The following is a 12,744-nucleotide window of genomic DNA, read 5'->3' as shown; positions in this document are numbered from 1 at the left end:
TCCGCGGCCGGGTGGAACGTCCTACCTGACAAGGCCGACGGCCGGCCGGAACGGGGGAGGACCGATGACAGTAGAGCTCGAGCGCCCGCAGCGCAGACGGCGGCGATGGCTGGTGGTGAGCACCGTTGCACTGGTGGTGATTTCGGCGCTGAGTGCCGGGGGAGTGCTGGGCGTGCGGTGGTGGCAGCAGCACCGGCACGAGGAGTCCTACGGCCCGCGGGAGATGGACGGGCGCCTGCTGCACGACTTTCCGGAGGTCGATTCCGCCGGGTCGAGTCTCGAGCAGGCGCAGGTGGTCGATGTTCTGCGACAACAATTCGACGAACAGAGTGGTCGGGACAAATACTCCGAGGGCATTGCCGAACCCTGGTGCGCCGACTTCGTCAGCTGGGTGATGCGCGCGGCCGGACAACCGTTGAGCAATCCGAATTCCGGATCCTGGCGGATTCCCGGTGTGTACACCCTGGAGGAGTACTACCGGGGTCAGCATCGTTTCGAGCAGGCGAACAACGGATATCTACCACGGGTCGGCGATGTGGTGATGTACTCGGATTCCAGTGTGTTCCATCAGCACACGAATATCGTCATCGCGGCGGATTCGGATACCATCACCACGGTGGGCGGCAATGAGGCCGGTGAATCCGGCGGTGTCGCCATCCACAAATTCCGCCCGTCCGGCACATCGGGGCTGGTGGGATTCGGGCGATTGGGAACACGCTGATTCCACATTCTGGAAACACGCGGGGCGGGGTGTACTACTGAGCGCATCTTCCGCTTACGATGGGTTTCGGCGGCGCCCGGCAGCGTCGTCGATTGATCCCTGTCCTGCTGCCCCCTCATCGGCAGGACAGGGGTCCCCGCCCGACGAAAGTAGCTGATGACGTCGTCCGATCAACCGACCTGGATCGATTACGCCGAATTCGGCGAACGTTTCGTGGCGGCGGCGGTGACGGAATCCCGGATCGAGTCGGCGGTCTCCAGCGTGGCCGGGCGCGGAATCACCATCGGCCCCTTCGGAATCGGACCCGCCGGGCTCGCTCGGTTCGTGGCCAAGGGCAGCATCGGCAAACCCACCGTCATCAGGCGCGGGCCGCACGTGCACTTCGACGTCATGCTCCCGGTGAAACTACGGGTCGACGTCACCCTCGGCGGGCAGCGGCTGCGGCTGGAGGCGGTGGTCGAGATCGACCTCACCATGCACGCCCGCACCGCCGATCCGCTGCTCATCGTCATCGACATTCCCCCGGTCACCGGGCGCGACGTCAGCTTCGTGATGCGCGCACAGGCCATCGGCACCGCCTGGGAACTGCTGCTGGACCCCATCGCCAAACTGGTGCAGCGCGAGGTCGCCAATCGCATCAATGCCATTCTGGCCGACCCGGATTCGCAGCGCGGCCGCACCTTCGACGTGCAGGCCATCATGGACGGCACCCGCTCGGCCTACCGCGGGCGGCCCACTCACGAGTGGATCGGCTACGACGAATTCGGCCGCCGGTTCTTCGCGCGCATCGTGACCGCGGAACGGGTGCGGCAGGTCGTGGAATCGATGGCGGGCAAGCCCATCGAAGTCGGCCCGCTGCGCACCGGCCCGGGCAACAAGGCCGAGGTCTGCGTGCAGGGCAGTGTGCGACTGCCCCGAGTCGCCGCCGCCGGTCCGGTCACCGTCACGCCGGTGCCCGAGCCGCGGATTGCCGAATTGCCCCATGCCGCCGCCGAATCGGCGGCGGCTGCTGCTGCGGCCGCGGCCCATGCGAACTCCCACGATCCGGCGCTGGTGCGCTTCGACCTCACCATTCCGGTGAGCCTGGACATCTCCGTGGACGTGCTCAAGACCAACCGCTATCGGGCCGAGTTGCAGGTGCCGGTGGCCCTCACCGCGCGTGCCGCCGAGCCGTTGCTGATCGTCATCGACGCGGTGCCGCCGCGCGCCCGGGACATCGATCTGGAGATGACCGCCGAGGGCTGGCGGGCGGCCGCGCTGGGCAAGCTGGCCGGCATGCGCAAGCAGATCGTTGCCCAGGTGGCGAGGGTTGTGCGCGCCGAGGTGGCCGACGTGACGCGCCGGACCATCGATGTGGGCGCCCGGCTGGACTCGACGCGCGTCTGAGGTCTCCGGCCGTGGCAATTCGATAGCTGTTTGTTCGCCATCGGCCGGTCGTTGCCCGGTTTCGCCCCGATGTGACATATGGTGCCGATGTGCTCGATGAGCCTGGCGATTCCAATGTGAATATGGTGAAATGAGGGCACGTTCAGGGCTCCCGGCGCACGGATGATCTTGTTTTCATCGGGGAAGGTGCGCCGGGCACGCCGCAAGTAGTTCCAACCGGTCACCGGTGAGACGCCGTCTCCCAATCGTCACGACCGGAATGTTCGACCAGCGAGTGTGTGCGAAGGAGCCCGTGATGCGTCCTGCCCATGTCAATCGACGAAACTTCCTCTCCGGGGCCACGACTCTCGCCGCCGGAATCACCGCCGGACTGACCCTCCCACCCGGCACCGCGGCAGCCAAGCAAGAGCTCGGCACCCTCCTCGACTACGCCGGCGGCGTTCCCTCCGCCCAATCCATCAGCGACGACGGCCATATCGGCGTCATCCGCTACGTCTCCGACCGGCGGCCCGGCGCCGAATGGATGGAGGGCAAACCGCTGCTCGCCAGTGAGGTCGACGCCCTGCGCGCCGCGGGCCTGTCGGTGGTCTCCTGCTACCAGTTCGGCAAGGGTCAGACCGCCGACTGGCGCGGTGGCTACGCGGCCGGATTGAAGCACGCCGCACGGGGATTGATCCTGCACAAGGCCGCGGGCGGGCCCGACACCGCGCCCATCTACGCCTCCATCGACGACAACCCCGGCGACGACGATTTCGAGCAGTTCATCGAGCCGTACCTGCGCGGCTGGGAAACCGTCATCGGGCACGGCCGCACCGGCGTCTACGCGAACTCGCCGACCATCGACAACATTCGCGACGCGGGCCTGTGTTCCTTCTTCTGGCAACACAATTGGGGCACCCCGAAGGGCTATGTCCACCCCGCTGCCACCCTGCACCAGTTCGAGATCGACAAGCGCGAGGTCGACGGCGTCTCCGTGGACGTCAATGCCGTACTTGCCCCGCAGTACGGCCAATGGTGGTAGCTAGGTCTGGCAGTGGCAGGTCGGGTCGATCGCCAGGTCCGGCTCCTCGGGGACGACCCGGAGCATGAGGTGGGGGTCGGTGTGTTCGTCCTCGCCGCTGCCGTCGGCGAAGACCTCACCGTTCCCGTTCCAGGAGAACAGGGACCAGCGGGACAGCGCCGAGAAGGCGGAGCCGAGGCTGCCGAAGGAAGCCGAGGAGATGAGAGAGCCGAACGAGCCCACCGACCCGATCGACAGCACCGAACCCACGCTGCCGATGGACAGGATCGAATAGGCCGAGCCGATCGACAGGATCGATCCCTCGGAACGAATCGAGAGGATCGACCGGCGCGAATGCAGTCCCCGCACGGGGTTGGTCACAGCGGCCATAGATGTCGGTCTACCACAGGAAACCGGCCGTGCAAACGATTTCGCCCCCGTCCCTTCCGCATCGTGGCGGAGAAGAACGGGGGCGAAATTCTTCGCTACCTCGGGGTGTCTGTTAGGCGACGGTGAAGAATCCGATGGTCGGCAGGAACGAGCAGGTGATCGGCTGCGACTCCGGATCGGCCTGAGTCGTCAGCGAACCCGAGACGATGGCGACCACGCGACCGGAACCGGTGTTGGCGATGGCCGACAGGGTGGCCGGGCCGTCCGGGTTGATGTGCGCCTCATTGGTCAGGTTCTGGGTGGCGGTGGCGCGCGTGTCGAGGTTCAGCCACTGCACCGTCATCGGGGCGGGCTGCACATCGGTGGGCTGCTTGGTGCCCAGCGCGGTGAACACGAAACCGGCCTGGCCCTGCGCCGGTCCGGGCGGGGGCAGCTGCGCCGGACCGCCGACGGCCAGTGCGGTGCCCACCGAATCGGCGGAGGAGGAGATGCAGCCCTTGCCGATGGTCGGCCACAGGAACTGCGAGATGACCGGGCCATCCTTCGGGATGTCCGGGCCGCCACCGCCACTGCCGTCGAGGAACGTGATGACGGCGAGCAGCGTGGTCTTCACCTGCGCCGGCAGGTTGCTGCTCTCCAGCAACTGCTTGGCCTGGGCGAGAATGGCGTTCTTGGGGCCCGCGTCCGCGATATCGGCGGGACCGGTGGCCGCGCCGATGATGGCGGGGATCAGCGAGGCCAGCGCGTCGACCGGAACCCCTTCGGGGATCATCGGAATCGACGCGCTCCTGGGTGCCGGCGCGGGGTTCGCGTAGGCCGTCGGCACGGCGACGGTGGCGCAGGCCGCCAGGGCCAATGCGGACATTGCGAACCGCGATCCTCGGGTGCGAAGCACTGGTGTAGCCGTCCTTACCTTCAGGGACATCTAGCAGCGATGGAGCCATCGCTCCGCGCCACTCTAGGGACCGGGCTGCCGTGTTGTACAGCCGCGGTGTGATCTTGGCGAACTCGATCAGCTGACGCTATCGAACGGGCGACCGGAATGCCTGTTACAGATGGGGTCGGTGATGCAAATGTTACAGCGTAGGGTCCGCGCTGCACGGCACATTCTGGTGGGCGACTACGCTTGCCGGGGCCAACGCAACGCCGCATTCGCGAGGCCCGCAAGCCGCATTCGCCAGCCGTGCACTCGGCCGGTGACCCGCCCGAGCTGAAAGACAGTGCCGTGAATCGACACTTCCACATGGCCGCCGCGGCACTGGGTATTTCGGTGCTGGCCCGTCTCGTGTGGGTCCTGTTCCTGCCCAATGGCATGAACTTCGTGGACCTGCACGTCTATGTGGACGGCTCCGCGAACCTGTTCGGCGGGAACCTCTACGACTACACCGATTCCAGTAAGACGCCGGATTTTCCGCTGCCGTTCACATATCCGCCATTCGCGGCGCTGGTGTTCTATCCGCTGCATTTCCTGCCCTTCGGCGTGGTAGCCATCGGATGGCTGCTCGCCACGGTGGCCGCGCTTTTCGGTGTGGTGTGGTTGGCAATGGAGATGATGGTCGGCCGCGAGGCCATGCGTGAACGGTCCTGGCGTACCGCCGCGGTGGCGTGGACGGCGATCGGCATGTGGCTGGAGCCGGTGCGCTCGACCTTCGACTACGGCCAGGTCAATGTGTTCCTGGTGCTGCTCGCCATGATCGCGGTCCGCAGCGCGCGCTGGTGGGTGTCGGGCACTTTGGTCGGCGTGGCCGCCGGCATCAAGCTGACCCCGGCCGTCACCGGGCTGTATTTCGCGGCCCGCAAACGGTGGTTCACGGCGATCTGGTCAGCGGTGGTCTTCTTCGGGACCATTCTGCTGACCTATCTGTTCGCCCCCGGTGAGACCAATAAGTACTTCCGTGAATTGCTCGGGGACGCGCATCGCATCGGGCCGGTCGGATCGGCGACCAATCAGTCGCTGCGCGGCGCGCTCAGTCGGCTGCTCGGCCACGACGTGGTGTCCGGTCCGGTGTGGATCGCGGCCGCGCTGGTGACGGCCGTGCTCGCGTTCTTCGCCTGGCGCGCACTGGATTCCGACGACCGGCTGGGCACGCTGATCATCGTGCAGCTGTTCGGGTTGATGGTGTCGCCGATCTCCTGGTCGCACCACTGGATCTGGCTGCTGCCGGTCATCCTGTGGCTGTGCTACGGCCCGCTGCGGCAGGCGGCGGGCGCCCGGGTGCTGGCCGGTTACTGGCTGGTGGTGATGCTGATCGGCGTGCCCTGGGTGCTGGGCTTCTTCCAGGATTCGATCTGGACCATCTCGCGTCCGGGCATCCTGTCCTGGCTGGGCGCGGTGGACGTGCTCGGCGTGCTGGCGCTCTATGCCTGGATCATCCGGGCGGGCCGGCTCAGCCCCGGACGTCCGGTCGATCGATCTCGCGAGCAAGAGCTGTCCGACCGGTGAGGTGAGATCTTCAGCGCGAGATCCGCGTCCCGAATAATTCGGAGTGCTCGAATGTCCGTGGTGCCCTGAATATTTGGGGTGCGCGGGATAATCGTTAGTCCAGCTACGCTCATCGAGCGCCGAAAAGGCCTGCTCGCCAGCCGTGAATTCCGGTCGGTGATCCACCCGATCGAAAGTCCGTGCCGTGAATCGACGTTTCCGCCTGGCTGCCGCCGCACTCGGCATCTCGGTGCTGGTCCGCCTGCTGTGGGCGCTGTTCTGGCCCAGCAATCTGATCCTCGTGGACCTGCACGTCTATGTCGAAGGGGCCGCGAATCTGTTCCGCGGGAACCTCTACGACTGGACCGATTCCAGTCGGTCACCACAATTTCCGCTGCCGTTCACATATCCACCGTTCGCGGCGCTCGTCCTGTATCCGCTGCATTTCCTGCCCTTCGACGTGGTGGCCGTCGGCTGGCTGCTGGCCACCGCGGGGGCGCTGTTCGGCATCGTGTGGATCTCGCTGGAGATGATCGTGGGCGGGGAGGCCATGCACGAACAGTCCTGGCGCACCATCGCGGTGGCGTGGACCGCGGGCGGCATGTGGCTGGAACCGGTGCGATCCACCCTCGACTACGGCCAGGTGAATGTGTTCCTGGTGCTGCTCGCCATGGTCGCGGCGCGCAGTACCCGGTGGTGGGTGTCGGGTGCGCTGGTCGGCCTGGGTGCCGGGGTCAAGCTGACCCCGGCGGTGACCGGACTGTATTTCGCGGCCCGCCGGCAGTGGTTCGCGGTGATCTGGTCGGCGGTGGCCTTCGCCGGGACCATCGGCCTGACCTTCCTGCTCACGCCGGGGGAGACCAGGACCTACTTCGGGGAACTGGTCGGCGACCCGCGTCGCATCGGGCCGGTCGGTTCGGTGATCAATCAGTCGCTGCGCGGGGCGCTCAGCCGTCTCGCCGGCCACGACATCGGGTCCGGGCTGCTGTGGAAATCGTCCGTGCTGGTGACGGCCGTGCTCGCGTTCTTCGCCTGGCGCGCACTGGATTCCGATGACCGGCTGGGCACGCTGATCATCGTGCAGCTGTTCGGGTTGATGGCGTCGCCGATCTCCTGGTCACACCACTGGGTCTGCCTGGTCCCGCTCATACTGTGGCTGTTCCACGGTCCGCTGCGCGCGGCCGCCGGTGCGCGCCTCATGGCCGCGTACTGGCTGTTCACGACTGTGATCGGGGTGCCCTGGATGCTGGGGACCCTGCAGAAGTCGATGTGGGATATCTCGCGTCCGGGTTATCTGGCCTGGCTGGGCGCGGCGAACGCGATCGGGGTGCTGGCGCTCTATGTGTGGATGATCCGGGCCGGGCGGCTCAACTCTCGGCGTGCAGTCGATCGATCTCGCGAGCGAGAGCCATATCGCGTGTCGTGAGACCGCCCGCGGAATGGGTGGACAGCGTGAAAGTGACCCGCCGCCAGCGGATATCGATATCGGGATGGTGGTCGGCGGCCTCGGCCGCGTCGGCCACCCGGCGCACGAGTTCGATGCCGGCCAGGAACGAGGGGGCCTTGATTGTGCGCGTGATGCTGTTGCCCTCGCGGGTCCAGTCGGGCAGTTCGGTGAGGGCCTTGGCGATGTCGTCGTCGGAGAGCAGCGCAGGACTCATGCCTCCGGTCTACTCCGGATTCAGGCCGCCCGCGCGAGTTTCAGGCACTTCTTGAGTTCTTTGCCGCAGCAGCCTGCGGCTTCGGCCTTCTTCATCCGCGTAATCACAACAGGGCATTTCAGGCATCGCGTCTTCTTGCGGCAGCATTTCTTCTTCGGCTTCAGACCGGATACGTGTTTGGCCTTCACCTTGCCCATGTTGGTTAGCTTAACCTAACCTCCGCCCATTGACCATGTGACCTGATGCGCCCGGTAGTCTGTAGCTCGCCGCATGCCCGGTGGAGTTCGCCATGTCTCGTCGTAGGCAGCCCCACGCATGAGACCCATCCGGGTCGGCAACAGACTTTTTCACCAGGAGGAATCAAACGTGTCGTCTGTCGAGTTCCGCAACGTCGCCATCGTGGCGCACGTCGACCACGGCAAGACAACACTGGTCGACGCCATGCTCCGGCAATCCGGTGCGTTCGCCGAACGTGCCGAACTCGTCGACCGAGTGATGGACTCCGGTGACCTCGAGCGCGAGAAGGGCATCACCATTCTCGCCAAGAACACCGCTGTTCACCGGCATAACGCCGACGGATCGGTCACCGTCATCAATGTCATCGACACCCCCGGCCACGCCGACTTCGGTGGTGAGGTGGAGCGCGGCCTGTCCATGGTGGACGGCGTCGTGCTGCTCGTCGACGCGTCCGAGGGTCCGCTGCCGCAGACCCGCTTCGTGCTGCGCAAGGCCCTCGCGGCCTCGCTGCCGGTGATCCTGGTGGTCAACAAGACCGACCGCCCGGACGCCCGCATCGAGGAGGTCGTCGAGGAATCCCACGACCTGCTGCTGGACCTCGCCTCCGACCTCGACGACGAGGCCTCCGAGGCCGCCGAGCTGGCCCTCGACCTGCCGGTGCTCTACGCCTCCGGCCGCGCGGGCGTGGCGTCCACCAGCCGCCCCGACAACGGCCAGGTGCCGGACGCGGAGAACCTCGACGAGCTGTTCGAGGTCCTCATGAAGTACGTTCCCGCCCCCAAGGGCGACCCGAAGGCCACCCTGCAGGCGCACGTCACCAACCTCGACGCCTCCCCGTTCCTGGGCCGAATCGGCCTGGTGCGCATCCACAACGGCACCCTGAAGAAGGGTCAGAACGTCGCGTGGATGCACGGTGACGGCGTCAAGACCGTCAAGATCACCGAGCTGCTCAAGACCATCGGCGTCGAGCGTCAGCCCGGCGAGGAGGCCGTGGCCGGTGACATCGTCGCCGTCGCGGGCATTCCGGACATCATGATCGGCGACACCCTCGCCGATGTCGACAACCCGGTCGCGCTGCCGCGCATCACCGTCGACGAGCCGGCCATCTCGGTGACCATCGGTACCAACACCTCGCCGCTGGTCGGCCGGGTGCAGGGTCACAAGCTGACCGCCCGCATGGTGAAGTCGCGCCTGGACCAGGAGCTGGTCGGCAACGTGTCGCTGCGTGTGCTCGACATCGGCCGCCCGGACGCCTGGGAGGTGCAGGGCCGTGGTGAGCTCGCGCTGGCCATCCTGGTCGAGCAGATGCGCCGCGAGGGTTTCGAGCTGACCGTCGGCAAGCCGCAGGTGGTCACCAAGACCGTCGACGGCAAGGTGCACGAGCCCTTCGAAGAGCTGACCATCGACTGCCCGGACGAGTACCTGGGCGCCGTCACCCAGCTGCTGGCCGCCCGCAAGGGCAAGATGGTCCAGATGAGCAACCACTCGGCCGGGTGGGTGCGCATGGAGTTCATCGTCCCGTCGCGTGGTCTGATCGGTTTCCGCACCGACTTCCTGACCGAGACCCGCGGCACCGGTATCGCCAACGCCGTGTTCGACGGCTACGCGCCGTGGGCCGGTGAGATCCGCGCCCGCCACACCGGTTCGCTGGTCTCCGACCGCAATGGTTCGGTCACCCCGTTCGCCATGATCCAGCTGGCCGACCGCGGCCAGTTCTTCGTGGAGCCGGGCGCCGACACCTACGAGGGCCACGTGGTCGGTATCAACCCGCGTGCCGAGGACCTCGACATCAACGTCACCCGTGAGAAGAAGCTGACCAATATGCGGTCCGCCACCGGTGACGTGCTCGAGACCCTGGCCAAGCCGCTGCAGCTGGATCTCGAGAGCGCGATGGAGTTCTGCACCGACGACGAGTGTGTCGAGGTCACCCCGGAGATCGTGCGAGTGCGCAAGGTCACTCTGAACGCCAACGACCGCCAGCGTGAGATCTCCCGCCGCAAGGCCCGCGACAAAGCTGCCGCCCAGTAGCCAACCGAGCGCAAGGGCGGGGCAGAGCCTTTGCCCGGCCCTTGCGATGCTCGCCTAGGATCTCCGAGAGCACTCCGTTCACGGCGCTGTGCGCTGCGGACTGTGCAAGCAACCCAGCACCACGAACCATCGCGCGATGATTCGCGGCCGTCTCGATTCTGGACTGACGGAGCGGGGGAGCGAAGCGGAGGAGCGGAGGAGGGAAGAATCGAGACCTCAGGGCCGCGAATCCGCCCGGAGCGAAGCGGAGGGCAAATGACACAGCTGCGCGCGGTGTTGGTATTGGTGGCGACGCTGTTGGCGGTCGCGACCGGATGCACCGCGAATCCGCCACCGCCCATCGAATCCACCGACAGTCCGAAGACGCAGCCGGCCAAGCCGGGGAAGAACTCCGTCGTGGTCGCGGTCGACGACATCGGGATCGGGTTCAATCCGCATCTGCGGTCGCAGCAGTCGCCGGCGACGGCGGCGGTCGCGTCGATGGTGTTGCCGAGCCCGTTCCGGCCCGGTCCGACGCCGGGGGTGCCGGGCGGCACGGACTGGATACTGGATCCGGCGCTCATGGTGTCGGCGGATGTGACGGCGCAGGAGCCGTTCACCATCACCTACCAGCTCAAGAACGAGGCGTCCTGGTCCGACGGCGCGCCCATCGCGGCCGAGGACTTCAAATACCTCTGGCAGCAGATGATCACGCAGCCGGGCGCGGTGGATCCCGCGGGTTATCGGCTGATCTCGGATGTCAATTCGTCGGCGGGCGGCAAGACCGTGACGGTCACCATGACGCAGCCGTATCCCGCCTGGCGGCAACTGTTCTCGGATCTGCTGCCCCAGCATCTGGTCAAGGACTCGGGTTTCGAGCAGGGGTTGATCGACACGATCCGGATCTCCGGTGGCCAGTTCCGGATCAAGCAGGCCGACCGCGGCCGCGAGGAGATCCTGCTGGAACGCAACGACCGGTACTGGGGTCAGCCCGCGGTGCCGGATCAGATTCTGTTGCGGCGCGGCGGAACTCCCGCGCAGGTGGCGGAGTCGCTGCGGGTCGGGGACGCGCAGATGGCACTGGTGCACGGCGGTGTGGCGTTGCAGGCGCAGCTGGCGGCGATTCCGTCGGTGCGCACGGCCACCATGCCGCAGTCGCGGGAGATGCAGCTGGCGCTCAACGGCCGCAGCGGCGACCTGGCCGATGTCCGGGTGCGGCGCGCGGTGCTGGCGCTGCTGGATCCGGTGCTGCTGGCCACGGTCGGCGCGCAGACCGGCAGCTGGGTGGAACCGGCTCGGGCGCAAGTACTTTCGCCCTCCGATCCGGGTTATGTCGCGACCCAGCCGCCCCGCCCGAGCCAGGAGGAGGCGTTCGGGCTGCTGGCCGAGGCCGGATTCGCGCGGGCCGCGGAGACGCCGGCCACGCAGTCGGCGACCTCGCCCGCCCCGCAGCCGCGGTCGCTGGCCAAGAACGGCAAATCGCTGACGGTAAGGATCGGCGCGGTGGACGGCGACACCACCACATTGGCGGTGGCCAATACCGCCGCCGACCAATTGCGCAGTGCCGGAATCGATGTCGTCGTGCGGAGTGTCACGGCCTCGCAGCTGTACGGCAAGGAGCTGACCGACGTCGGGGTCGACGCGGTGGTCGGCTGGGAACGCACCGGTGAGGATCCGGCCACGGTGCTGGCGTCGCGCTACGGGTGCACGCCGGTGGCGCCGCCCGGTGACACCGCCGACACCACTGTCGCGGACGGGGCCAAGAAGTCCCCGTCGAATGTGTCCGGCGTGTGCGATCCGACCCTGCAGCCCGCCATCGACGCTGCCCTGCGCGGCATCGATGTGGGCAAGGTGATCGGCGAGACCGAGCCCAAGCTGTGGGAACTGGCGACGGTGCTGCCCATCGTGCAGGACACCCAGGTCGCCGCGGCGGGCCCGCGGGTGGATGGGGCCTCGCTGAGCGGCGCCATTCAGACCGGCATCTTCGGTGATGCCGCCAACTGGCGGAGGCTGCCGTGAATCCTCTCGATGATGCTTCCCGGCACGGCCTGCTGCTGGTGCACGCACATCCGGACGACGAGTCCATCGCCACCGGCGGCACCATCGCCCACTATCGCAAGCGCGGCCTCCCGGTCACCGTGGTGACCTGCACGCTCGGTGAAGAGGGCGAGGTCATCGGCGACGACTACGCGCATCTGGTGGCCGGGCAGGCCGATCAGCTGGGCGGCTACCGCATTCTCGAATTGACCAGGGCGCTGGCCGAATTGGATGCCGGGGTGCCGCATTTCCTGGGCGGCGCGGGCCGCTGGCGGGACTCCGGCATGGCCGGGACGCCGTCGGCGCGCAACCCCCGTGCGTTCGTGAACTCCGGCACCGCCGCGACCGACGCGCTGGTGCAGGTGATCCTGGAGTTGCGCCCGCGCGTGGTGATCGGCTACGACCCGCTCGGCGGCTACGGGCATCCGGATCACATTCGCGCGCACCAGATCACCATGGCGGCCGTCGACGCCGCCTCGGACTGGGGCTGGACGGTCCCGAAGGTGTACTGGACGGTTACCGACCGCACCGTGCTGGCCATGCACACCGAGTCGTTGAAGCGCCGCACGGTGGATCAGCTGCCGGGTGCGCTGCCGCGCGGCTGGCGGCTGCCGCACGCGGGTGAATTGGCCTGTGTGCCAGCGGAATCCGTGACCACCACGGTGGATGTCTCGGATGTGCTGGCGGCCAAGCGCGCGGCCCTGCGGGCGCACGCCACCCAGGTGACGGTGGCCCCCTCGGGCCGGGAGTTCGCGCTGTCGAACGATGTCGCCCAGCCGGTATTGCCGGAGGAGCATTACATTCTGGTGCGTGGCGAGCGCGGCCCGCTGGGCCCCGACGGCCGCGAACATGATCTTCTCGGTGGCCTGGAATGAGAGACTGA

Annotated in this window: 12 protein-coding genes; 8 read left to right on the top strand and 4 right to left on the bottom strand. The window is 67.2% G+C overall.

The genetic code is table 11. The features are described 5' to 3' along the window. Positions 1–64: 64 nt before the first annotated feature. From ACQP1O_RS36875 to ACQP1O_RS36865, 3 genes are all read left to right on the top strand, one after another. The gene (locus ACQP1O_RS36875; RefSeq protein WP_433562949.1) at positions 65–721 is read left to right on the top strand and encodes a CHAP domain-containing protein; all 657 of its coding nucleotides are present in this window, start codon (positions 65–67) and stop codon (positions 719–721) included. 156 nt (positions 722–877) lie between these two features. Beyond that, positions 878–2,107: a hypothetical protein gene (locus ACQP1O_RS36870; protein ID WP_433562948.1), complete on the top strand. Its 1,230-nt coding sequence runs from the start codon at positions 878–880 to the stop codon at positions 2,105–2,107. 295 nt (positions 2,108–2,402) lie between these two features. After that, positions 2,403–3,128, top strand: a complete 726-nt coding sequence (locus tag ACQP1O_RS36865) for a DUF1906 domain-containing protein (RefSeq protein ID WP_433562947.1) — start codon at positions 2,403–2,405, stop codon at positions 3,126–3,128. On the opposite strand, the gene ACQP1O_RS36860 is transcribed toward ACQP1O_RS36865, so the two are convergent. After that, positions 3,129–3,497 carry a hypothetical protein gene (locus tag ACQP1O_RS36860; RefSeq protein ID WP_433562946.1) on the bottom strand — a complete coding sequence of 123 codons (369 nt, stop codon included), beginning with the start codon at positions 3,495–3,497 and terminating at the stop codon, positions 3,129–3,131. It abuts the gene before it with no gap. A gap of 112 nt (positions 3,498–3,609) precedes the next feature. After that, positions 3,610–4,362 carry an Rv1157c family protein gene (locus ACQP1O_RS36855; protein ID WP_433562945.1) on the bottom strand — a complete coding sequence of 251 codons (753 nt, stop codon included), beginning with the start codon at positions 4,360–4,362 and terminating at the stop codon, positions 3,610–3,612. 378 nt (positions 4,363–4,740) lie between these two features. On the opposite strand from ACQP1O_RS36855, the gene ACQP1O_RS36850 reads away from it, so the two are divergent. Both ACQP1O_RS36850 and ACQP1O_RS36845 read left to right on the top strand, forming a co-directional pair. Continuing rightward, on the top strand, positions 4,741–5,940 hold the full coding sequence (locus ACQP1O_RS36850) for a mannosyltransferase (protein WP_433567913.1): 1,200 nt from the start codon (positions 4,741–4,743) through the stop codon (positions 5,938–5,940). Positions 5,941–6,124: 184 nt separating this feature from the next. Continuing rightward, entirely contained in the window at positions 6,125–7,345 is a 1,221-nt protein-coding gene (locus ACQP1O_RS36845; RefSeq protein ID WP_433562944.1) for a mannosyltransferase, read from the top strand. Here ACQP1O_RS36845 and ACQP1O_RS36840 read toward each other — a convergent pair. Both ACQP1O_RS36840 and ACQP1O_RS36835 read right to left on the bottom strand, forming a co-directional pair. After that, positions 7,287–7,580, bottom strand: coding sequence for a 4a-hydroxytetrahydrobiopterin dehydratase (locus tag ACQP1O_RS36840; protein WP_433562943.1), 294 nt, complete (start codon positions 7,578–7,580; stop codon positions 7,287–7,289). The genes ACQP1O_RS36845 and ACQP1O_RS36840 overlap by 59 nt on opposite strands. A 20-nt stretch (positions 7,581–7,600) precedes the next feature. Next, entirely contained in the window at positions 7,601–7,777 is a 177-nt protein-coding gene (locus ACQP1O_RS36835; protein ID WP_354833569.1) for a hypothetical protein, read from the bottom strand. 169 nt (positions 7,778–7,946) lie between these two features. On the opposite strand from ACQP1O_RS36835, the gene typA reads away from it, so the two are divergent. The 3 genes from typA to mshB all read left to right on the top strand — a co-directional run bounded on the left by typA (position 7,947) and on the right by mshB (position 12,736). Further along, positions 7,947–9,845, top strand: a complete 1,899-nt coding sequence (gene typA, locus ACQP1O_RS36830; RefSeq protein WP_433562942.1) for a translational GTPase TypA — start codon at positions 7,947–7,949, stop codon at positions 9,843–9,845. A 255-nt stretch (positions 9,846–10,100) separates the two neighbouring features. Beyond that, complete coding sequence (locus ACQP1O_RS36825) at positions 10,101–11,843, top strand: ABC transporter family substrate-binding protein (protein WP_433562941.1); 1,743 nt, start codon at positions 10,101–10,103, stop codon at positions 11,841–11,843. Then, on the top strand, positions 11,840–12,736 hold the full coding sequence (gene mshB, locus ACQP1O_RS36820) for an N-acetyl-1-D-myo-inositol-2-amino-2-deoxy-alpha-D-glucopyranoside deacetylase (RefSeq protein WP_433562940.1): 897 nt from the start codon (positions 11,840–11,842) through the stop codon (positions 12,734–12,736). Before ACQP1O_RS36825 ends, mshB begins: the two co-directional genes overlap by 4 nt. Positions 12,737–12,744 lie beyond the last annotated feature (8 nt).

Origin of the sequence: Nocardia sp. CA-151230 (assembly GCF_050942175.1) — a bacterium.
Lineage (GTDB): Bacteria > Actinomycetota > Actinomycetes > Mycobacteriales > Mycobacteriaceae > Nocardia.
This window is presented reverse-complemented; position numbering and strand designations above follow the sequence as displayed.

Excerpts from the sequence above, each read along its gene's own strand:
- ACQP1O_RS36875 (WP_433562949.1), top strand. The coding sequence starts at position 65 with ATGACAGTAGAGCTCGAGCGCCCGCAGCGCAGACGGCGGCGATGGCTG.
- ACQP1O_RS36870 (WP_433562948.1), top strand. The coding sequence starts at position 878 with ATGACGTCGTCCGATCAACCGACCTGGATCGATTACGCCGAATTCGGC.
- ACQP1O_RS36865 (WP_433562947.1), top strand. The coding sequence starts at position 2,403 with ATGCGTCCTGCCCATGTCAATCGACGAAACTTCCTCTCCGGGGCCACG.
- ACQP1O_RS36860 (WP_433562946.1), bottom strand. The coding sequence starts at position 3,497 with ATGGCCGCTGTGACCAACCCCGTGCGGGGACTGCATTCGCGCCGGTCG.
- ACQP1O_RS36855 (WP_433562945.1), bottom strand. The coding sequence starts at position 4,362 with ATGTCCGCATTGGCCCTGGCGGCCTGCGCCACCGTCGCCGTGCCGACG.
- ACQP1O_RS36850 (WP_433567913.1), top strand. The coding sequence starts at position 4,741 with ATGGCCGCCGCGGCACTGGGTATTTCGGTGCTGGCCCGTCTCGTGTGG.
- ACQP1O_RS36840 (WP_433562943.1), bottom strand. The coding sequence starts at position 7,580 with ATGAGTCCTGCGCTGCTCTCCGACGACGACATCGCCAAGGCCCTCACC.
- ACQP1O_RS36835 (WP_354833569.1), bottom strand. The coding sequence starts at position 7,777 with ATGGGCAAGGTGAAGGCCAAACACGTATCCGGTCTGAAGCCGAAGAAG.
- ACQP1O_RS36825 (WP_433562941.1), top strand. The coding sequence starts at position 10,101 with ATGACACAGCTGCGCGCGGTGTTGGTATTGGTGGCGACGCTGTTGGCG.